The 19,723-nt window shown below is 62.9% G+C and carries 20 protein-coding genes and 1 tRNA gene; 9 read left to right on the top strand and 12 right to left on the bottom strand.

Annotation, left to right across the window (positions count from 1 at the left end):
• Positions 1-3 precede the first annotated feature (3 nt).
• The 7 genes from rfbA to leuB all read right to left on the bottom strand — a co-directional run bounded on the left by rfbA (position 4) and on the right by leuB (position 5,744).
• Entirely contained in the window at positions 4-873 is an 870-nt protein-coding gene (gene rfbA / locus BMI86_RS11420) for a glucose-1-phosphate thymidylyltransferase RfbA (RefSeq protein WP_078541519.1), read from the bottom strand.
• Positions 870-1,715 carry a dTDP-4-dehydrorhamnose reductase gene (gene rfbD, locus BMI86_RS11415; protein ID WP_078541518.1) on the bottom strand — a complete coding sequence of 282 codons (846 nt, stop codon included), beginning with the start codon at positions 1,713-1,715 and terminating at the stop codon, positions 870-872. The genes rfbA and rfbD overlap by 4 nt, the downstream gene beginning before the upstream one ends.
• The gene (gene rfbB / locus BMI86_RS11410; protein ID WP_078541517.1) at positions 1,712-2,749 is read right to left on the bottom strand and encodes a dTDP-glucose 4,6-dehydratase; all 1,038 of its coding nucleotides are present in this window, start codon (positions 2,747-2,749) and stop codon (positions 1,712-1,714) included. Before rfbB ends, rfbD begins: the two co-directional genes overlap by 4 nt.
• The gene (gene rfbC, locus BMI86_RS11405) at positions 2,746-3,318 is read right to left on the bottom strand and encodes a dTDP-4-dehydrorhamnose 3,5-epimerase (protein ID WP_078541516.1); all 573 of its coding nucleotides are present in this window, start codon (positions 3,316-3,318) and stop codon (positions 2,746-2,748) included. The genes rfbB and rfbC overlap by 4 nt, the downstream gene beginning before the upstream one ends.
• A 99-nt stretch (positions 3,319-3,417) precedes the next feature.
• Positions 3,418-3,494, bottom strand: a tRNA-Pro gene (locus tag BMI86_RS11400).
• Positions 3,495-3,546: 52 nt separating this feature from the next.
• On the bottom strand, positions 3,547-4,524 hold the full coding sequence (locus BMI86_RS11395) for a DMT family transporter (RefSeq protein WP_078522643.1): 978 nt from the start codon (positions 4,522-4,524) through the stop codon (positions 3,547-3,549).
• A gap of 116 nt (positions 4,525-4,640) precedes the next feature.
• The gene (gene leuB, locus BMI86_RS11390) at positions 4,641-5,744 is read right to left on the bottom strand and encodes a 3-isopropylmalate dehydrogenase (protein ID WP_078541515.1); all 1,104 of its coding nucleotides are present in this window, start codon (positions 5,742-5,744) and stop codon (positions 4,641-4,643) included.
• Between the two features lie 327 nt (positions 5,745-6,071).
• Between leuB and BMI86_RS11385 the strand changes: the two genes are divergently transcribed.
• Positions 6,072-6,881, top strand: coding sequence for an epimerase (locus tag BMI86_RS11385; RefSeq protein WP_246831697.1), 810 nt, complete (start codon positions 6,072-6,074; stop codon positions 6,879-6,881).
• On the opposite strand, the gene BMI86_RS11380 is transcribed toward BMI86_RS11385, so the two are convergent.
• The 5 genes from BMI86_RS11380 to leuC all read right to left on the bottom strand — a co-directional run bounded on the left by BMI86_RS11380 (position 6,845) and on the right by leuC (position 11,658).
• Positions 6,845-7,867, bottom strand: a complete 1,023-nt coding sequence (locus BMI86_RS11380; protein ID WP_246831696.1) for an endonuclease/exonuclease/phosphatase family protein — start codon at positions 7,865-7,867, stop codon at positions 6,845-6,847. The two genes, BMI86_RS11385 and BMI86_RS11380, sit on opposite strands and share 37 nt — an antisense overlap.
• Positions 7,868-7,878: 11 nt before the next feature.
• A complete protein-coding gene (locus tag BMI86_RS11375) occupies positions 7,879-8,706 on the bottom strand; it encodes a hypothetical protein (protein ID WP_143594777.1) in 828 nt (275 codons plus the stop codon).
• Between the two features lie 272 nt (positions 8,707-8,978).
• Positions 8,979-9,491 (bottom strand): DUF308 domain-containing protein, encoded by a 513-nt coding sequence (locus tag BMI86_RS11370; RefSeq protein WP_078541512.1) that lies wholly within the window; start codon positions 9,489-9,491, stop codon positions 8,979-8,981.
• Between the two features lie 127 nt (positions 9,492-9,618).
• A complete protein-coding gene (gene leuD, locus BMI86_RS11365; RefSeq protein WP_078522648.1) occupies positions 9,619-10,224 on the bottom strand; it encodes a 3-isopropylmalate dehydratase small subunit in 606 nt (201 codons plus the stop codon).
• Between the two features lie 12 nt (positions 10,225-10,236).
• Positions 10,237-11,658 (bottom strand): 3-isopropylmalate dehydratase large subunit, encoded by a 1,422-nt coding sequence (gene leuC / locus BMI86_RS11360; RefSeq protein ID WP_078541511.1) that lies wholly within the window; start codon positions 11,656-11,658, stop codon positions 10,237-10,239.
• Positions 11,659-11,905: 247 nt separating this feature from the next.
• Between leuC and BMI86_RS11355 the strand changes: the two genes are divergently transcribed.
• From BMI86_RS11355 to BMI86_RS11320, 8 genes are all read left to right on the top strand, one after another.
• A complete protein-coding gene (locus BMI86_RS11355) occupies positions 11,906-13,261 on the top strand; it encodes a mechanosensitive ion channel domain-containing protein (protein WP_078541510.1) in 1,356 nt (451 codons plus the stop codon).
• A 132-nt stretch (positions 13,262-13,393) separates the two neighbouring features.
• The gene (gene rsfS, locus BMI86_RS11350) at positions 13,394-13,756 is read left to right on the top strand and encodes a ribosome silencing factor (RefSeq protein ID WP_075776745.1); all 363 of its coding nucleotides are present in this window, start codon (positions 13,394-13,396) and stop codon (positions 13,754-13,756) included.
• Between the two features lie 10 nt (positions 13,757-13,766).
• Positions 13,767-14,234, top strand: a complete 468-nt coding sequence (gene rlmH, locus BMI86_RS11345) for a 23S rRNA (pseudouridine(1915)-N(3))-methyltransferase RlmH (protein WP_078541509.1) — start codon at positions 13,767-13,769, stop codon at positions 14,232-14,234.
• 97 nt (positions 14,235-14,331) lie between these two features.
• Positions 14,332-15,051, top strand: a complete 720-nt coding sequence (locus BMI86_RS11340) for a class I SAM-dependent methyltransferase (RefSeq protein ID WP_078541508.1) — start codon at positions 14,332-14,334, stop codon at positions 15,049-15,051.
• Between the two features lie 70 nt (positions 15,052-15,121).
• The gene (gene gpmI / locus BMI86_RS11335; RefSeq protein ID WP_078541507.1) at positions 15,122-16,645 is read left to right on the top strand and encodes a 2,3-bisphosphoglycerate-independent phosphoglycerate mutase; all 1,524 of its coding nucleotides are present in this window, start codon (positions 15,122-15,124) and stop codon (positions 16,643-16,645) included.
• Positions 16,642-17,787, top strand: coding sequence for a peptidoglycan DD-metalloendopeptidase family protein (locus tag BMI86_RS11330; protein ID WP_078541506.1), 1,146 nt, complete (start codon positions 16,642-16,644; stop codon positions 17,785-17,787). The genes gpmI and BMI86_RS11330 overlap by 4 nt, the downstream gene beginning before the upstream one ends.
• A gap of 2 nt (positions 17,788-17,789) precedes the next feature.
• A complete protein-coding gene (locus BMI86_RS11325; RefSeq protein WP_078541505.1) occupies positions 17,790-19,205 on the top strand; it encodes a S41 family peptidase in 1,416 nt (471 codons plus the stop codon).
• Between the two features lie 29 nt (positions 19,206-19,234).
• Positions 19,235-19,720, top strand: a complete 486-nt coding sequence (locus BMI86_RS11320; RefSeq protein ID WP_078541504.1) for an RNA pyrophosphohydrolase — start codon at positions 19,235-19,237, stop codon at positions 19,718-19,720.
• Positions 19,721-19,723: the final 3 nt, after the last annotated feature.

The following is a 19,723-nucleotide window of genomic DNA, read 5'->3' as shown; positions in this document are numbered from 1 at the left end:
CGCTTACTCGATCAGGCGCAGCAAATATTCGCCATAGCTGTTCTTGCCGAATTTCTTCGCGCGGTCGGCGAGTGCGTCGGCACTGATCCAGCCTTTCTCGAAGGCGATCTCGTCGGGCGAGCCGCTTTGCAGGCCTTGCCGCTCCTCCAGCGTGCGGACGAAATTCCCCGCATCGAGCAGGCTGCCATGCGTTCCGGTGTCGAGCCAGGCAAAGCCCCGGCCCATCTGGGTAACGGAGAGCGCGCCGTCATGCAGGTAGGTTTCCAGAAGAGACGTGATCTCCAACTCGCCACGGGCGGAAGGCGTGATCGTCTTGGCGCGGTCCGGCGCGGTTTCGTCGAGGAAATAGAGCCCCGTCACCGCGAATTGCGAGGGCGGCACGTCGGGTTTCTCGATGATCGCGCGCACGGTGCCGCTCTCGTCGAAATCCACCACGCCATACCGCTCCGGATCGCGCACGCGGTAGCCGAAGACGGTGCCGCCATCTGTGGTCGCATTCGCCGCTTTCAGGATTTCGCCGAGCCCCGCGCCGAAGAAGATGTTGTCGCCCAGAACCATCGCCGAAGGGCTGCCCGCGAGGAACTCTTCGGCCAAAAGATAGGCCTGCGCCAGACCGTCGGGCGAGGGCTGCGTGATATAGGTGAGGCTCAGCCCCCATTGGCTGCCATCGCCGAGCGTGCGAATGAACTGCTCCTGATCATGCGGCGTCGTGATCACCGCGATCTCACGGATGCCCGCCAGCATCAGCGTGGTTAGCGGGTAGTAAATCATCGGCTTGTCATAGACCGGCAGAAGCTGCTTCGAGACGCCCATCGTGATCGGATAGAGCCGCGTGCCCGAGCCGCCCGCCAGAATGATCCCTTTGCGCGTCATATCGCCCCCAATTCGGTCAAAACCTCGTCCAATCCCGATCTCCAATCGGGTCTATTCAGGCCGAACACGGCCAGATCGCTGCAGTCGAGGCGCGAATTGAGCGGCCGTTTCGCGGGCGTCGGATAATCGGCGGTGGGGATATCCTCCACCGTCACGTCCCGCCCGGCCCGCGCGAAGATCTCTCGTGCGAAGCCTGCCCAGCTTACATCGGGAGAGCCTGAGAAATGGTAAACGCCGCTCTTCTCGGGCGCGCGCTGCAGTTCCTCCGCGATGGTCAGGCAAGCCTCGGCGATGGCCTTGGCCGGTGTCGGTCCACCGATCTGGTCGGCGACGATCGTCAGATGATCGCGGCTTTCCGACAGGCGCAGCATCGTCTTCACGAAGTTCCCGCCATGGGCCGAGAAGACCCAGCTCGTGCGCAGGATGGCGAAAGTGCTGCCCGTCGCCCGGATCGCCTCTTCGCCTGCGAGCTTGGTGCGGCCATAGGCGCCCAGCGGATCAGTCAGATCGGTGGGCTTGAACGGCGCGTCGCCCGAGCCGTCGAAGACGTAATCGGTGGAGATGTGAACGACGGGAATGCCGAGGTCACGGCAGGCTTCGGCCATCGCCGCGGGCGCGTCACCGTTGACCACCTGGGCTAGCGCCTCTTCTTCTTCAGCTTTGTCGACAGCCGTATAGGCGGCGGCGTTGATCACGGCCTCGGGTTTGGCCTCCCGGATCGCCTTTGCTGTAGCGCCGGGATCACGCAAATCGATCCTATTCCGGCCCCAAAATACCGCATCGGGCATGAGGCGCTGTAATTCCTGCGCGACCTGACCAGTCTGTCCGAAGACGAGGATCATGCCTTGCCCAGCCTTTCGCCGACGCCGTGCCGCTCCAATAGCGGGCGCCACCAGTCTTCGTTCTCGAGATACCAGCGCACGGTGCGCTCGAGCCCTTCCTCCACCGTCACGCTCGGCCGCCAGCCCAACTCCTCGCGGATACGGGTCGGGTCGATCGCGTAGCGCGCATCGTGGCCGGGGCGGTCGGTGACGAAGGTGATCAGATCGGCATAGAGCGTCTCGCCCGGACGCAGCTTGTCGAGAATGGTGCAGATCGTCTGGACGAGCTCGAGGTTCGACCGCTCGTTCTCGCCGCCGATATTGTAGCTGCGACCCAAGGCGCCTTTCTCCAGCACCAAGAGCAGCGCATCGGCGTGATCCTCGACATAGAGCCAATCGCGCACGTTCGAGCCGTCGCCGTAGATCGGCAGCGGTTTGCCCGCGAGCGCGTTCAGGATCACGACCGGGATCAGCTTTTCCGGGAAGTGATAGGGGCCGTAATTGTTCGAACAATTGGTGAGCACCACCGGCAGGCCATAGGTCTCGTGCCAGGCGCGCACGAGATGGTCCGAGCCCGCTTTCGAGGCGGAATAGGGACTGTTCGGCGCGTAGGGCGTCTCTTCGGTGAACTGGCCCGTGGGGCCGAGCGTGCCATAGACCTCGTCGGTGGAGATGTGGTGGAAGCGGAAGCTCTCGGGGCGGCCCTCGGCCTCCCAAAAGCTGCGCGCCGCTTGCAGCATGTTGTAGGTGCCCATCACGTTTGTCTCGATGAAGGCGCCGGGGCCGTCGATCGAGCGATCCACATGGCTTTCGGCGGCGAGATGCATCACCGCATCGGGCTTGTGGCGGGCGAAGATCGCCGTCAGCGACTCTGGATCGCGGATATCGGCCTGCTCAAACGCGTAGAGCGGGCTGCCCGCGACAGGCGCGACGTTCTCGAGGCAGGCGGCATAGGTCAGCGCGTCGAGGTTAACCACCTCATGGCCGCGCGAGACGGCGAGACGGACAACCGCGGAGCCGATGAATCCGGCGCCGCCGGTGACGAGGATCTTCATGCTGCGCCCTCCCATTTGAAGGGGCTTTTGAGCCCGGAGAAAAGCGGTGCCTCGGCATCCTTGCCGGACAAAACAGGCTCTGTTTCTGCGGAAAGCGGCCAATCTATGCCCAGATCCGGGTCGTCCCAGCGGATCGCGCCTTCGCAGTCGGGCGCGTAGTAATCCGAGCATTTGTAGACGATCTCGGTCCCCGGCTCGAGCGTGACGAACCCATGCGCGAAGCCCGCCGGGATCAGCAGCTGCTTGCCGTTCTCGAAGCTCAGCTCCGTGCCGAACCACTGGCCGTAGGTCGGGCTACCTTTGCGGATATCGACCGCGACATCCCAGAGCCGCCCGCGCCCGCAGCGCACCAGCTTCGCCTGCGCGTGCGGCGGGGCCTGAAAATGTAACCCGCGCACCGTGCCCACGGTCTCCGAGACCGAATGGTTGTCTTGGACGAACTCGATCTCGATCCCGGCTTCGGCAAATCGCTTCGCCGAATAGCTCTCGGAGAAAAATCCGCGGTGATCGCCGAATCGCTTCGGCGTGATCACAAGAACGCCGCTGAGGGGTGTTGGTTCGACCTGCATTCGCCTCGCCTTCATTGCTTCGGGAAAGTTGTGCCAAAGCACGGCCCGAAAGGCCAGCGACATCGCTGTAAGCAAAGAAATCAGGGGAAATCGGGAAAATGGTCGGAGCGAGAGGATTCGAACCTCCGACCCCCTGCTCCCGAAGCAGGTGCGCTACCAGGCTGCGCTACGCTCCGACCGTGGGCGGGGAATTAGCCGCTTGTGCAGGGTTTTGCAAGGGGGTCTGAGTCAGCTTCTTGAATTGCGTGCACGAAGGCCCAAAACGCGGCCCAGAAGCGACGATCGCGGGGCGGTGACGGTTTCCGACCGGCCCCTTGTGCGCAGCACCGGCTGGTTCTCGGAGACACGCGTCTCGCGAATGACGATGTAGATGCCAGACAGGATCACCACGCCCGCGCCGACAAGCGTCGGGATGTCCACGCTCTCGTGGAAGATGATCCAGCCGTAAAAGACCGCCCAGAGGATCTGCGAATATTGCATCGGCGCGACGATGGCGGCCTCGCCCGCGCGATAGGCGAGGATTTGCAGGAAGGAGGCGGTCAGGCCGAAGATCGCGATCACCGCCATGAGGCCCAGATCTCCGATCTGAAGCGGCTGCCAGACGAAGGGCAGAAGGATCGCCATGACGATCACATTGCCCAGAAGCGGCGAGAGCAGCAGCACGACGGAGCGTTCCTCCGAGCCGATCTTGCGCACGATCACCGACGCCAGCGAACCGGTGACTGCCGCCGTCATCGCCGCAAAGTGGCCCGGTGCGAGATCCGCCTGACCGGGGCGCACCACGATCACCACGCCGATCAGGCCGAGGATGACAGCGGCCCAGCGGTGAATACCGACCTTCTCGCCCAGGATCGGGATCGAGAAGACAGTGACCAGCAGCGGCATCGCGAAGAGGAGCGGATAGACCTGCGCGAGCGGCAGGGTCGAGAAGGCGTAGAACGCACAAAGCCCGGTGACGACGGTGGTAAAGACCCGACCGACCACCCAGCCGGGATGAACCGGGCGCAGGCTTCCCCCGCGCTTGTCGTTGAGCAGGATCACCGAGAGCAGCGGGAAAGACAGGAGCGCCGCGAAGAACACGATCTGAACCGGGGAGTAGGTCTGGCCCAGATGTTTGATGATGACGTCATGCGTGGCGAAAATCGCCATCGAGGTCAGGCCGAGCGACGCACCGCGTGCGTTTGATTTTCCGCCGAAATCGGGCATGGGAGGCTCCCGGTGTTATCGCTCACATCTTGAGCGGATGTTCGGGAGTTGCAAGGCCACGGCATGAAAAAGGCGCGAGCTTGCGCCCGCGCCTTTCACAAAACTTGTCTCGTGGATCAGAGCGAGGCGTCGAGCGCTTCGATGATCTTGTCGCCCATCTCGGAGGTCGAGACCGGGGTGCCGCCTTCGGGGCCCATCAGGTCTGCGGTGCGCACGCCATCGGCCAGCACTTTCTCGATCGCGGTTTCCAGACGGGTCGCCTCGTCGCCCTGATCGAAGCTGTAGCGCAGCGCCATTGCGAAGCTGAGGATACAGGCGATCGGGTTGGCCTTGCCCTGCCCCGCAATGTCGGGGGCCGAACCGTGCACGGGCTCGTACATCGCTTTCGGGCGACCGTTCGCCATCGGCGCGCCGAGCGACGCGGAGGGCAGCATCCCGAGCGAGCCGGTCAGCATCGCCGCGCAGTCGGACAGGATGTCGCCGAACAGGTTGTCGGTGACGATCACGTCGAACTGCTTGGGCGCGCGCACGAGCTGCATCGCGCCGTTATCCGCATACATGTGGCTCAGTTCGACTTCCGGATATTCCTCGCCGACGCGGGTCACGACCTCGCGCCAGAGGATGCCCGACTCCATCACGTTGGCCTTCTCCATCGAGCAGAGCTTCTTGTTGCGCTTCATCGCCAGCTCGAACGCGGCGCGGGCGGCGCGCTCGATCTCGGACTCGGTGTAGCGCTGGGTGTTGATGCCCACACGCTCGTTGCCTTCTTCGAAGATGCCGCGCGGCTCGCCGAAATAGACGCCCGAGGTCAGTTCGCGCACGATCATGATGTCGAGGCCTGCAACCACGTCTTTCTTCAGAGACGAGAAATCGGCCAGCGCATCGAAGCATTGCGCGGGGCGCAGGTTGGCAAACAGGTCCATCTCCTTGCGCAGGCGCAGCAGACCGCGCTCGGGCTTCACAGAGAAATCGAGCACGTCGTATTTCGGACCGCCCACGGCGCCGAGCAGAACCGCGTCCACTTCCTGCGCCTTCGCCATCGTCTCATCGGCCAGCGGCACGCCGTGCTTGTCGTAGGCCGCACCACCGACGAGGTCTTCGCTGACGTCGAAGGCGAGATCACGCTTGGCACCGTACCAGTCGATGACTTTGCGAACCTCGGCCATGACTTCGGGGCCGATCCCGTCGCCGGGCAGGATGAGGATGGAGGGGTTGGACATGAGGATAATCTCCCAAGAAAACAGGGTCTCGAAGGGCGTATCCCCTGCCCGCCCCTTGGTCAAGCGGCACAGGTCGCGAAACCGTGTCTGGACGATCGGCAAGCGGTTGCCGAGTCTTCGGCGGGCTTTTGCGGATCGAGTGGTTGGCGAGTGGCCCCTACGCGCGTATGAGCGCATGCTAGAGTTTAGAGCAGGCAGACGACACATGAGGGCGAAATGAATCGCAGGGTATTGATCCTGGGAATGGGCGGTTTGTTCGGATCTGCTGCGGCACGGTCCTTCAGGGCCGCTGGCTGGGACGTCGATCGCTATCGCCGGGGCACCGACATGGCTATCGCAGCGCGCGGCGCGCGGTGGATCGTAAATGCGATGAACCCGCCGAACTACCACGACTGGGCGAACCAGATCCCCCAGATCACCAAGCAGGTTCTGGCCGCCTCGCGCGACAGCGGGGCATCGGTGATGGTGCCGGGCAATGTCTATGTCTACGGGCGCGAGCCGTCGCCGTGGAGCGCGTCGACCCCGCATCACGCCTGCACCCGCAAGGGCAAGATCCGCGCCGAGATGGAGGCGCGCTATCGCGCCCATGCCGAAGAGGGCCGTTCGGTGGTGATCCTGCGCGGCGGCGATTTCCTGAATGCCGAGTCGCCCGACACGCTGATGAACCGGGTGATGCTGAAGGATTTGCGCAAGGGCAAGATCACCGCGCTCGGCAAGCCCGATGCACAGCGCGTCTATGCCGATCTCGAGGATATGACCCGGATCGCCGTGCAACTGGCCGAGACCGAAGATCACACGCCCGGGCTGCTCGATCTCGGTTTTCCCGGCACGCGGTTCTCCGCGCGCGAACTGGCCGAGGAATTCTCGAGTCAGATGGGGCGCGACATCTCGATCAAGAAATTCCCGTGGACGGCGCTACTGCTTGCCTCGCCCGCATGGGAGCTGGCGCGCGAGCTGCGCGAAATGCGCTACCTGTTCGACATGAGCCACGAGATCGACGGCACCGATTTCCACGCGCGCTTTCCGGAATTCACGCCGAAGACGCTGCAGCGCGTGGTGTTCGAACATCTCTATATCCGGGGCCTCAAGGTCGTACCCGATCAGGGCAATGCGATGTCCACCCACACCATCTTGTGACGCGAGGCGGCTTGCGCCGCCTTCGCCAAGGGCGCGCCCGGCTTCGGCCAGACGACGCCCGCCTCCGTCACTTTCAGATCGATCGACGGCAGAACGTAATCGAGCCGCAGATTGCCCGGCCCGTCGTAATCGGCGGTATCGAGGCCCGGGTCGCCTTCATGCGCGGGATCGGCGGCCAGCTTCGCGCCGTCACTGCGCGGCCGCGGGTCTTGCAGATGCGGGCCGTTCAGCAGCAGATCGAGCGCATCGCGCCGTCCCTCCCCGTCCTTCGGGTCGAGATTGGCGTCGCCTAGCAGGATCACCGGCGCTTCGGGCGGCAGCGCGTCGAGTTCCCCATCCAGATACCGCAGCCAAAAGGCGATCTCGTCGCGATTGCGGCGTCCATTGCGATCCTCCGACCCATCGAAAACCGGCGGCGTTGCGGCGAAGGCCAGAAGATGCAGCGGCGCGCCCGAGGGCAGTTTGAGCGGCACATCCCAATGCGCGGTCGAACTGAGACGTTGAACAGACAAAGCCTCCGGCGACAGGTCCGCCCCTGCGCTTTGCCCGTCAGGCAGGTCCTTCCACAGCATTGCGGAGAAATCGCGCGCGCGGTCGGCCTCGATCGGGTAACGCGACAGAAGCGCCAGACCGCCCTGCCCCGGAAACCGTCCGTAACCTTGGGCATCGCGCGCTTCCCCAAGCTTGCCGTTACCGTCTAAATCCGCCCCGCTCGGCCATCCGCTATTCGGACGCGGCGCGAAGAGATGCGGATAGGGCTGCGCGAAAGTCTCATTCAGCGCGGCCAGCGCCTGCCCGTCATGGTCCCAGTCGATCCCGGTCAGCAAAAGCACATCCGGCGCGATCGCATCGACGATGCGGGTCACAGCCGCAACCTGCGCTGTGTCGTTGCGGATATCTTTCAGCAAAAGCCCCGGACCCCGGCGGGACAGCCCGGCATCCCATGTGGCCAAGCGCAGGCTCTCTGCCGCGGCGGGCAGCGCCAAGAACGCCGCGATCAGGCCGGCAAGTAGTCGCTCGCCCCGGAAGCGAGACGCTTGTTTTCGATCATTTGCGCGACCCGCGCCAGCGCGATGCCGCGCATGAACAGGCTTGCGGGAAGGAAGGCCCATGCCGTCACCATCCAGATCATCGTGTGGGGCACTTCGAGCGTCACGATCACGAAACTGACCGAGACGAGTTTGAGCACCGCTGGAATAAGGAAGGGCAAAAGGAAGCCCAGCGCAATGTTGAACCAGGAATCGCGGCGCAGACGCTCGACCACGTCGCCGCCTGCGGTCGGGTCGAAAGTCGGCAGATTGACCCAGACGTTGAATTTCGTATGCGCCTGCGGCCAGCCCATGATCCGCATGACGATGACGAAATAGCCAAGGGTCAGCAGCGAGATCAGGTAGGCCATGCCCGCAGCGGTGCGCACCAGCGCGACCTGATGCAGAGAGGCATCCGCCGGCAACGCGAGTTGCAGCAGGCGAACGGGGCTGTAAGGAACATCGATGGAGCCTGCGACCGTGGTGCCGAGAACCTCGATCAGCCGGGTCAGGGTCGAGGCGTGATATTGCGACTGCACCGCCAGCGAGAGCAGCAGAACGGTCAGGAACAGCGACATGAAGCGGATGCGGTTGAAGGGCGGCGCATCGCGAAACTCGATCAAGCCGGGATAAACGGAAGCATATTCGAAAAGGGTCAGCGCGAAACCGAACAGCGCCATAAGCGCCACGATCTGTGCGGTGTCACTACTTGTATCAGGCAGAATGAGCGCGGGGGTGCAGATCACCACCGCGACGAGGATCGCGCGAACAAGCGCCCCTGAGAGACGTGAGAACACAGTTACCCTACCCTTCCCTGCGGTCGGATGCGGTACATTGCCGATCCTTTTACCCGCAAGACGCGCGCCGACTGTGACGCGCTGCCTCAAACTTGCCATGATTTTGCCCAAGTTCCCGATCCAAGCAAATAGTGTTTTCAGACTCTGTGCCGCATTAAGGCATTTTCTTGGAAGACCTGGTGCGACATTGCATCAACAAAGGTGCAAAAATGTGGCAACCTAGGAGGCGAAACCATATTTTGTGGATCAAGGGGTTAGCGCCTCAAAAACCCTCAGGAGTCGCGATTGGCAAAGCCAAGTGCGGCAAGCCCGACACCATCCGCCAGCAACTGGATTCCTAGCAATAGTCCAAGGATTTGCGTCGCTATCTGATCGAATGCGGAGAAGATCAGCACGCCGATCAGGATCGAAACCGCGCCCGACAGGACCAGCATCCACCGCAGGCGCGGTCCGGCAAGGCGCAGACCGATGAGCAAGCGCAGCGCCCCCATCAACAGGAAGAGCACGCCGACCACCGCCGCGAGCGACACTGTACCCGACATCGGATCCGCCACCAGCCAGACGCCAACGACGATGTTGAGAAGTGCGATCAGCGCATGCCACGCCCGATGCGCCCCGTCGCGGTCGTTGAAGGCGAGCCACGCCTGCACCACCCCGGCGATCAGGAACAAGATGCCGACGAAGGTGGTCAGGGCCAGCGAGGTCGCGAAGGGATTCGAGATGGCCGCAACGCCGAGAACGATCAGCACGAGGCCGGTCACCAGAAACAGGGTCGAAACGCGCATCGCATCATCCTCTCGATCTACGTCAAATGATGAACCCTACCATGGGCGCCGGGTTCCCGCGCCCCCCCTCTCATGTAAAAAGCCGCCCCGGTCGGAGCGGCTTTCCACGTGGCGATAGCGTCGCGGGTTACACCCAGGGACGCGCCTGATGCATCTGCGTCTCGAACGTGTCGATGGCCGCGGCCTTCTCCAGCGTCAGGCCGATATCGTCGAGACCTTCGAGCAGGCAGTGCTTCTTGAAGGCGTCGACGTCGAACTTGATCGTCTCGCCTTCCGAGGTCGTGATCTCCTGGTTCTCGAGATCGACGGTCATCCGTGCGTTCGAGCCCTTCTCGGCATCCTTCATCAGCATGTCGACCTGCTCCTGCGGAAGCACGATCGGCAGCATCCCGTTCTTGAACGAGTTGTTGTAGAAGATGTCGGCGAAGGAGGTCGAAACGATCACCTTGATGCCGAAATCGGCCAGCGCCCACGGGGCGTGCTCGCGCGAGGAGCCGCAGCCGAAGTTGTCGCCGACCACGAGGATCTGCGCTTCGCGATATTGCGGCTTGTTGAGCACGAAGTCGGGGTTCTCGTTGCCCTGACGGTCGTAACGCATCTCGTCGAACGCATGCACGCCGAGACCGGTGCGCTTGATCGTCTTCAGGAAGCCCTTGGGGATGATCATATCGGTGTCGATATTGACCAGCGGCATGGGGGCGGCGATCCCGGTAACTTTTTCGAACTTTTCCATTCTCGTCGCTCCTTACGCGTCTTCCAGTTCCATCAGCTTGCGCACATCGGTCAGGTGACCGGTGACAGCAGCTGCGGCGGCCATGGCCGGGCTCATCAGATGGGTGCGGCCCTTGTAGCCCTGACGCCCTTCGAAGTTCCGGTTCGAGGTCGACGCGCAACGCTCGCCCTCGGCCAGCTGGTCGGGGTTCATCGCGAGACACATCGAGCAGCCCGCCATGCGCCATTCGAAGCCTGCGTCGAGGAAGATCTTGTCCAGACCTTCTTCCTCCGCCTGCGCCCGCACGAGGCCCGAGCCCGGCACGACCATCGCGCGGACGCCATCGGCCAGCTTGCGGCCTTTGACGACTTCGGCGGCGGCGCGCAGATCCTCGATCCGGCCGTTGGTGCAGGACCCGATGAAGACCACGTCGATCTTGATGTCGGTCAGCTTGGTGCCCGCTTCGAGGCCCATGTAGTCGAGCGCACGCTTGGCCGCTTCGACCTTGCCGCCTTTGAAGTCCTCCGGCGCGGGGACAGAGCCCGAGATCGGCAGCACATCCTCGGGCGAGGTGCCCCAGGTCACAACCGGTTCGATCTCTTCGGCCTTGATGGTCACGACCTTGTCGAAATGCGCGCCCTCATCGGTGTAGAGCTGCTTCCACCAATGCAGAGCCGCCTCCCATTGCGCGCCTTTCGGAGCGTGGGCCCGGCCTTTGACATACTCGAACGTCTTCTCGTCCGGGGCGATCAGGCCTGCGCGCGCGCCGCCTTCGATCGCCATGTTGCAGACGGTCATGCGGCCTTCCATCGACAGATCGCGGATCGCTTCGCCGCAATATTCGATGACATGGCCGGTGCCGCCGGCGGTGCCGGTCGCGCCGATGACCGACAGCGTGATGTCCTTGGCGGTGACGCCCGGACGCAGCTTGCCCGTGATCTCGACCTTCATGTTCTTCGACTTCGACTGGATCAGCGTCTGGGTGGCCAGAACGTGCTCCACTTCCGAAGTGCCGATGCCGTGGGCGAGCGCGCCGAACGCGCCATGGGTCGCGGTGTGGCTATCGCCGCAGACGACGGTCATGCCCGGCAGGGTCCAGCCCTGTTCGGGGCCGACGATGTGCACGATGCCCTGACGCACGTCGGAGACCGGGTAATAGTTCACCCCGAAATCCTTGGCGTTCTTGTCGAGCGCGTCGACCTGAATCCGGCTTTCCTCGTTCTCGATCCCCTTGGCGCGGTCGAGCGTGGTCGGCACGTTGTGATCCGGAACGGCGATGGTTTTCTCCGGCGCGCGCACCTTGCGGCCCGCGATGCGCAGCCCTTCGAAGGCTTGCGGCGAGGTCACTTCGTGGACGAGGTGACGGTCGATATAGAGCAGGCTGGTGCCGTCTTCGTCTTCGGACACGACATGCGCGTCCCAGATCTTGTCATAGAGGGTCTTCGGAGCAGACATGGCTCTCACTTTCTTTGGATAGCTGATTTTGGACATGGGTATGCGGGCGCGAACGCCCAAGGGCGGCGCGCCGTCAAAGTCGTGCCAGCACCGAGCGGCTTTCGCCGTAGAAGCGCTCGCGGAGGCGGGCGCGGTCATCCATGTCGAAAACGAGTGTCATGGGGCGCTAAATACGGCGAATCCGTCTCTGAGGCAATCGAAGAGTCCGTGTTTGGACTGATCGCAAAACCGGGCTAACGTCATTTTCATGGATTTCGCGAATGGGGACATCGTCAAGATATTGGCTTCGATCTGGGCGCAGATCGAAATCTTCCTCAATTCGATCGTGCTGCCCTCGCGGCTTTGGCAGTTCGGGATCATTGCGGCATGTTTTGCGCTGGCCCATCTCGGGCGGATCTGGCTTGCCCCGAAAGTCGATGACTGGGGACGTCGGCGCGAGCTTTCGACCCGCCAATTGCGCCTGCTGATCCTGTTCCGGCAACGCCTGCGCGGCTTCCTCTTCGTTCTTCTCGCCTGGGCGTCGGTCTTCGTGCTCGAGGCGACAAAGGGCTTTTATTCCTGGCGCTTCCTCGTGGTGCTGGTGGCAACGCTGGTCACGGCGTGGCTGGTCGTGGGCCTCGTCGCGCGACTGATCCGCAACGCGCTTCTGCGCCGCATCGTGCGCTGGGGCGCGTGGATCTGGGTGACGCTCTATTATCTCGGGCTTTGGGACGAGACCGTGCGGCTCCTGAACGGCACGGCGGTCGAATTCGGGGATTTCCGGATCACAGCCTACGGCGTTCTCAAGGCGCTGGTGCTGACGACGATCCTGCTGTCGGTCGCGCGGATCATCTCGGGGCAGACCTCGGTGCGGCTGCGCACCAACGAGGATATCAGCCCCTCGATGTCGGAGCTGGTCATCAAGGTGATGCAGGTTCTGCTCTATGGCGCGGCGCTGTTCATCGGGATCAAGGCGGTGGGCTTCGACCTGACCGGGCTTGCGGTTCTGTCGGGTGCGATCGGCGTCGGCCTTGGCTTCGGTCTGCAGAAAGTCGTGTCGAACCTCGTCTCGGGCGTGATCATCCTGCTGGATAAATCGATCAAGCCCGGCGACGTGATCAGCCTTGGCGAGACCTTCGGCTGGATCAATTCGCTGGGCGCGCGCTATGTCTCGGTCGTTACGCGCGACGGCAAGGAATACCTTATCCCGAACGAAGACCTGATCACCGGGCAGGTCGTCAACTGGTCGCATTCCAATGAATTCGTGCGGATCGACCTGCCTTTCGGCACCTCCTATCACGACGACCCGCACGTGGTGCGCAAGCTGGCGGTGGAGGCCGCGCAATCTGTGACCCGCGTTTTGAAGAACCGACCGACCGTGTGTCACGTGACCGGGTTCGGGGACAGTTCGATCGATTATCTTCTGCGGTTCTGGATCACGGACCCCGTCGAAGGGCTGACGAACGTGCGCGGGCAGGTGTTTCTCGCATTGTGGGATACGTTCAAGGCGAACGGCATTTCGATCCCGTTCCCGCAGCGCGAGGTGCGTTTGCTCGAAGGTTCGCAACTGGACTTGCAACCCGGGCCGGAAACGCATAGCGAAAATTCGCCGCATGAAAATTGAAATTGAACCTTCGGGATGCTATTTTCGGAGGACGTCCAGCGCCGGGGCCATTTCGGTGCGTAACATCTGGAGGACCATGTCCTGTCTCATCTTTCCATCGTGCCGAGTGATGCCGGCACAAAGGCAGCGGCCATGAATACACGGGCCGTCAATGCCGAAGCGACGAGCGAAGAAATCCTCGCGCGCGTCATCTCTTCCCTCGAAGACGACAAGGCCGAAGATATCGTGACCATCGACCTGCGCGGTCGGTCCTCGATCGGTGACTATATGGTTGTCTGTTCCGGGCGCAGCACGCGTCAGGTCAGCGCCATCGCCGAGAACCTGACCGAGCGGCTGAAGCACGAATTCGACCGGGCTTGCAAAGTCGAGGGCAAGGATCAGGGCGACTGGGTGCTGATCGACAGCTCCGACGTCATCGTTCACGTCTTCCGCCCGGAAGTGCGCGAGTTTTATCAGCTGGAAAAGATGTGGATGCCTGCGGGCGCCCCCGTCTGAGTTCGGCTGCATGAAGATCACGATCTGCGCGGTGGGCCGCTTGCGCAAGGGGCCCGAACGCGAGCTGATCGACGACTACCTGAAACGCTTCGAGAAATCCGGGCGCACCTTCGGGCTCGGCCCGGCTTCCGTCGTTGAGGTCGAAGACAAGAAGGGCTTGGGGCAGAGCGCGGAGGCGGATTTGCTGAGCCGCGCAATTCCCGACGGATCGGTGATCGTCACGCTCGACGAGCGCGGCAGCCTGATCTCATCGCCCGAATTTGCCACCAAGCTGCAAGGCTGGCGCGATCAGGCCCGCGACGTGGCTTTCGTGATCGGCGGCGCGGACGGGATCGATCCGTCCCTGCGCAGCCGCGCCGAGTTCTCGATCTCCTTCGGCAAGATGGTCTGGCCGCATATGCTGGCCCGCGTCATGCTGACCGAACAGATCTACCGCGCCGGACAGATCATCGCCGGCACGCCCTATCACCGCGTCTGATCAGCACATCTTTAGATTGTGCAGTTTTCAATAGCTTGCGCAGCGTCTCCGCGACGTTACGCTGCGCTCGAAAACAATGCCCAGCAGGTCAGGCTCCATGAATACACTTCGCGACATGAATATTTCCGGCGCGTCCATTTCGCGCGAGGCGATGATGCTGATGGGCTTCCAGCGCACGCGCCAGATTTCCGGCACCGCGCGCAAGGCCTGGGAAGCCGGCGATAGGGGGCCCGCGCTGGAGGAAGTCGAGGCCCGCAACGAGGAGATTTTCCGCGGGGCGCTCGCCGAGGTCTTCACCGAGTATCTCCCGCTGCGCAAGGCGCTCGAGGAAACCGGTCGTCGCCCGACCCATGTGATCGACATCGGCTGCGGTCAGGGCCTCAACGACGCGCTGCTGATCAAGGATTACGATTGCGCCGTGACCCTGATCGATATCGAGGAAACCCCGGAGCAATACCATTTCTGGAGCGACACCGGAGCGGGCTATGCCTCGCTCGACGCGGCGGCGGCGTTTCTGCGCGACAATGGCGCCCGCGCGGTCAAAACGCTCAACCCGGTCAAGCAGCCGGATGCTCTGGAGGGGGTCACGGGCGATCTGGTTACCAGCCTGATTTCCTGCGGTTTCCATTACCCGATCGGCGACTATCTCGACCTTATGATGCGGGTGATCCAGGATGGCGGCGCGGTCGTGCTGGACCTGCGCCGACGCTATATGAACAAACCCGACGAAGCGCTCTCGACGCTGATCGAGGCCACGCGACAGACCGAAATTCTCAGCTATGAGAAGAAAGCCCGGCGGATCATGTTCCAGGCCTGAGGCGCACACGCCCCCGGTTGCCGCCAAGGCTTGCGAGGCGTATGAGGGGGCAACAGATTAGGAGGCCGCCATGACCCGCCCGAAACCCGTCGTCCTGTGCATTCTCGATGGCTTTGGCGAGCGAAAGGAGCGCGAAGGAAACGCGCCCCTGCTGGCCGATACGCCGAACCTCGACCGCGTTCTGTGGAACAACCCGGCGAAATCGACGCTGGTGACCTTCGGCCCCGATGTCGGGCTGCCGAGCGGTCAGATGGGCAATTCCGAGGTCGGCCACACCAATATCGGCGCAGGTCGGGTGGTGGCGATGGATCTGGGCCAGATCGATCTGGCGATCGAGGATGGGTCTTTCTTCAAGAACGAGGCGATCCTGTCTTTCATCGACACGATGAAAGAGAGCGGCGGGCGCGCGCATCTGATGGGCGTCATCTCGGACGGTGGCGTGCATGGTCATATCGAACATACGCTCGCTGCGGCGAAGATGGTCTCGGAGGCGGGCGTTCCCGTGCTGATCCACGCGATCACCGACGGGCGCGACGTGGCACCCGATAGCGCCAAAAAGTTCGTGAGCGATCTCTGCGACCGGCTGCCCGACGGCTGCACCGTCGTCACCGTCGATGGCCGCTATTACGCGATGGACCGCGACAACCGCTGGGAGCGCGTGGGCCTTGCCTATGACGCGATGATCAACGGCAAAGGGCAGGGGGCCGACACCCCCGTGGCCGCCGTCGAGGCCAGCTACGACAAGAAGGAAATGGACGAGTTCATCAAACCCACCGTGATCGGCGATTACGAGGGCGCAAAGGATGGCGACGGGTTCTTCTGTCTCAATTTCCGCGCCGACCGAGCCCGCGAAATCCTGCGCGCGATCGGCGAGCCGGACTTCTCGGAATTCGAAACCGGCCCGCGTCCGAAATGGGCGGCGCTGCTGGGGATGGTCGAGTATTCCGACAAGCATAACGCTTATATGAAGACCGCCTATCCGAAGCGCGAGATCGTCAACACGCTCGGCGAATGGATTTCGAAACAAGGGCTTAGCCAGTTTCACCTCGCCGAGACCGAGAAATATCCGCATGTGACCTTCTTCCTCAACGGCGGCAAGGAAGAGCCGTGGGAGGGCGAAGACCGCTACATGCCGAAATCGCCCAAGGTCGCGACCTATGACCTGCAGCCCGAGATGAGCGCACCGGAAGTCACCGACAAATTCGTCGAGGCGATCGAGACCGGGTACGACCTGATCATCGTGAACTACGCCAATCCCGATATGGTCGGCCATACCGGCTCGCTGGAAGCCGCGATCGCTGCGGTGGAAGAGATCGACCACGATATCGGTCGCGTCGTCGAGGCGCTGGAGGCTGCGGGCGGCGCGATGATCATCACCGCCGATCACGGCAATTGCGAAACCATGATCGATCCGGAAACCGGCGGGCCGCATACCGCGCATACGACGAACCTCGTTCCGGTCTCACTGGTCGGTGGACCCGAGGGCGCCAAGCTGCGCGAAGGCCGGCTTGCGGATCTCGCGCCGACGCTGCTGGAGCTGATGCAGATCGAGCAGCCCGAGGAAATGACCGGAAAGAGCCTGATCGTATCGTGATCCGCGCCGCCCTCGCAGCTCTTCTGATCTCGGCCGGGCCGCTTTGGGCGGAAGGATCGGGCGACGCCGCACTCAAGGCCTCGGCCGATTTGCGTAAAGCGATCACTGCGCTCGATGCGGCGCAGTCGAAATCGGATCGCATCGCGGCGCTGACGAAAACGATCCACGCCTATGAACAGGGGCTGAGCGCGCTGCGCGACGGGTTGCGCCGGGCCGCGATCCGCGAGCGCGAGATCAAGCAAGGGTTCGACGCGAAACGCGAGGAGCTTGGCGGGCTTCTGGCCGTGATGTCGACGATGCAGCAATCCGACGGGCCGCTTCTGCTGCTGCATCCCTCGGGCCCCGAAGGCTCGGCCCGCTCGGGGATGGTGCTGTCTTCGGTCGCGCCGGCCTTGCAGGAAGAGGCGCAGAAGCTGAGCGTCCACCTCGAGGAGATCGCGACCCTGCGCAAGCTGCAGGAAAACGCGCGCGAGACGCTGGAAGCTGGGATGGTTTCGGTGACCAAGGCGCGCACCGCGCTGTCCGAGGCGATCTCGGAACGCCGCGAAAAACTCCCGCAGCGCTATCTCGAAGAACCCGAGGAGCTGACCGCGCTGGTGCAAAGCGCCGATACGCTCGAAGGTTTCGCGACGGGCCTGAGCGACATGGAAAACGATATCGGCCCACCGCGCGGCGATTTCGCGGGCGCGAAAGGCACGCTGAATCTGCCGGTGATCGGCTCGGTTCTGCGGAGCTTCAACGAGCCCGATGCCGCGGGGATCAAACGTCCCGGCCTCGTGATCGCAAGTGAGCCGGGCTCGCTGGTCACAACGCCCTGGGCTGCGACAATTCGCTACCGTGGTCCGTTGCTCGACTACGGAAATGTGATGGTTCTCGAACCCGCAGATGGATATCTTCTGGTTCTTGCGGGGCTCGGAACCGTCTATGGTGAGGTCGGAGACGTGCTGCCAAAGGGCACGCCCATCGGTTTGATGGGCGGAATTCAGCCGGGAGCGAAGGAATTCGGCAAGGAATTCGTGCAGGCGGCGACAGATGGCGCTGGTGCAGATCGCAGCGAGACGCTTTATTTGGAACTGAGAGAGGGCGGTAAGCCCGTGGACCCGACGCCGTGGTTCATCCAGACAAAAGACGACAAGGGTTGAGTATGAAAAAGTTCATGATGGCAGCGGTTGGCGGCACGCTCGCGGGGGCACTTTTGTCCACGCAAGTCGCGGCGCCGCTGATGGCCGAAGAAACGAAACGCAACGAGACCGTCTACCAGCAGCTGGACCTGTTCGGCGACATTTTCGAGAAAATCCGCCAGGACTACGTTGAGCCGGTGGACAGCAAGAAGCTGATCGAAGCCGCGATCAACGGCATGCTCAGCTCGCTCGATCCGCATTCCAGCTACCTGCCGCCCTCCGATTACAGCGATATGCGCGTTCAGACGCGTGGCTCCTTCGGCGGTCTCGGCATCGAGGTCACGCAGGAAGACGGCTTCGTGAAAGTCGTCTCTCCGATGGACGGCACGCCCGCGGCCGAGGCTGGCATCAAGTCCGGCGATTTCATCACCGCGGTCGATGGCGAGTCCCTGATGGGTATCCCGCTCGATCAGGCGGTGGACAAGATGCGCGGGCCGGTCGGTTCGGACATCACCGTGACCATCGTGCGCGAAGGCGAACAGGATCCGTTCGACGTCACGCTGACCCGCGACACGATCAAGCTGACCGCCGTGAAGGGCCGCCATGACGGCGATACCGTCATCCTGCGCATCACCACTTTCAACGACCAGACCTTCCCGAACCTCGAATCCTCGATCAAGGAGCAGGTGAAAGAAGTCGGCGGCATGGACAAGGTCGATGGCTTCATCGTCGATCTGCGCAACAACCCCGGCGGCCTGCTGACGCAGGCGATCAAGACGGCGGATGCGTTCCTCGACAAGGGCGAGATCGTCTCCACCCGTGGCCGGAACCCGCAGGATAGCGAGCGGTTCAACGCGACCGCAGGCGACATGGCCGACGGCAAGCCGATCGTCGTGCTGATCAACGGTGGCTCGGCCTCGGCGTCGGAAATCGTGACCGGTGCGCTGCAGGATCATCACCGCGCGATCGTCGTCGGCACCAAGAGCTTCGGTAAAGGCTCGGTCCAGACGGTCATGCCGATCCAGGGCGAGGGCGCGATGCGTCTGACCACCGCGCGCTACTACACCCCGTCGGGTCGCTCGATCCAGTCGCTGGGCATCGCCCCCGACGTGGTCGTGCCACAGCCCGATCAGCCGAAATCCGAGGATAAAGCGGCTGCCGAAGGCGACGACGCCCGCAAGATGACCTCCGAGGCCGATCTGAAGGGTGCGATCACCAACGACTCGATGACCGAGGACGAGAAGCAGCAGGCCGAGGACGAGCGCGCGAAAGCCGAAGAGGCCGCGAAGCGCCGGATGGAAGATTTCCAGATGTCCTACGCGATCGACCTGATCAAGGGCCTCTCGGCCATTGCCCCCGAGACGCAGGCTGACACCGCCTCGACGCAGAAGGCCGAAGCGCCGAGCGCCGATGGCAAATCCGACACGCAGCAGAATTGAGGGAAGGGGCCTTCGGGCCCCTTTTTCATATGACCCCCGAAGAGATCGTTAAACTTCCTTACCGCCGCAATGTCGGCGTCGTGCTGATGAACCCCGCTGGCCTCGTGTTCGCAGGCCAGCGCATCGACAATCCCGGCCCGGCCTGGCAGATGCCGCAAGGCGGGATCGACAAGGGCGAAAAGCCGAAAGAAGCAGCCCTACGCGAGCTGGAAGAAGAGACCGGGGTGAACCCCGATCTCGTCGAAATCGTCGCGAAAACCTCCGATTGGGTGCGCTACGACCTGCCGCATGATCTTGTGCCGAATATCTGGAACGGTCGCTGGCGCGGGCAGGAGCAGAAATGGTTCTTGATGCGCTTCCTCGGCTCCGACGATCAGGTACAGATCGAGACCGACCATCCCGAATTTTCGGTCTGGCAATGGATGCCCTTCGACGAGCTGGTCGAGAATATCGTGCCCTTCAAACGCTCGGTCTATGAGGCCGTGCGCGCCGAATTCAGAGACTATCTCGGCTGAGTT

The organism is Thioclava sp. DLFJ5-1, from assembly GCF_002020115.1.
Lineage (GTDB): Bacteria > Pseudomonadota > Alphaproteobacteria > Rhodobacterales > Rhodobacteraceae > Thioclava > Thioclava sediminum.
The sequence above is the reverse complement of the archived record's forward strand: the minus strand, read 5'-3'. Positions and strand labels throughout refer to the sequence as shown.

Coding starts and splice junctions, on each gene's coding strand:
- rfbA (WP_078541519.1), bottom strand. CDS start 873: ATGACGCGCAAAGGGATCATTCTGGCGGGCGGCTCGGGCACGCGGCTC.
- rfbD (WP_078541518.1), bottom strand. CDS start 1,715: ATGATCCTCGTCTTCGGACAGACTGGTCAGGTCGCGCAGGAATTACAG.
- rfbB (WP_078541517.1), bottom strand. CDS start 2,749: ATGAAGATCCTCGTCACCGGCGGCGCCGGATTCATCGGCTCCGCGGTT.
- rfbC (WP_078541516.1), bottom strand. CDS start 3,318: ATGCAGGTCGAACCAACACCCCTCAGCGGCGTTCTTGTGATCACGCCG.
- BMI86_RS11395 (WP_078522643.1), bottom strand. CDS start 4,524: ATGCCCGATTTCGGCGGAAAATCAAACGCACGCGGTGCGTCGCTCGGC.
- leuB (WP_078541515.1), bottom strand. CDS start 5,744: ATGTCCAACCCCTCCATCCTCATCCTGCCCGGCGACGGGATCGGCCCC.
- BMI86_RS11385 (WP_246831697.1), top strand. CDS start 6,072: ATGGCTATCGCAGCGCGCGGCGCGCGGTGGATCGTAAATGCGATGAAC.
- BMI86_RS11370 (WP_078541512.1), bottom strand. CDS start 9,491: ATGCGCGTTTCGACCCTGTTTCTGGTGACCGGCCTCGTGCTGATCGTT.
- leuD (WP_078522648.1), bottom strand. CDS start 10,224: ATGGAAAAGTTCGAAAAAGTTACCGGGATCGCCGCCCCCATGCCGCTG.
- leuC (WP_078541511.1), bottom strand. CDS start 11,658: ATGTCTGCTCCGAAGACCCTCTATGACAAGATCTGGGACGCGCATGTC.
- BMI86_RS11355 (WP_078541510.1), top strand. CDS start 11,906: ATGGATTTCGCGAATGGGGACATCGTCAAGATATTGGCTTCGATCTGG.
- rsfS (WP_075776745.1), top strand. CDS start 13,394: ATGAATACACGGGCCGTCAATGCCGAAGCGACGAGCGAAGAAATCCTC.
- rlmH (WP_078541509.1), top strand. CDS start 13,767: ATGAAGATCACGATCTGCGCGGTGGGCCGCTTGCGCAAGGGGCCCGAA.
- BMI86_RS11340 (WP_078541508.1), top strand. CDS start 14,332: ATGAATACACTTCGCGACATGAATATTTCCGGCGCGTCCATTTCGCGC.
- gpmI (WP_078541507.1), top strand. CDS start 15,122: ATGACCCGCCCGAAACCCGTCGTCCTGTGCATTCTCGATGGCTTTGGC.
- BMI86_RS11325 (WP_078541505.1), top strand. CDS start 17,790: ATGAAAAAGTTCATGATGGCAGCGGTTGGCGGCACGCTCGCGGGGGCA.
- BMI86_RS11320 (WP_078541504.1), top strand. CDS start 19,235: ATGACCCCCGAAGAGATCGTTAAACTTCCTTACCGCCGCAATGTCGGC.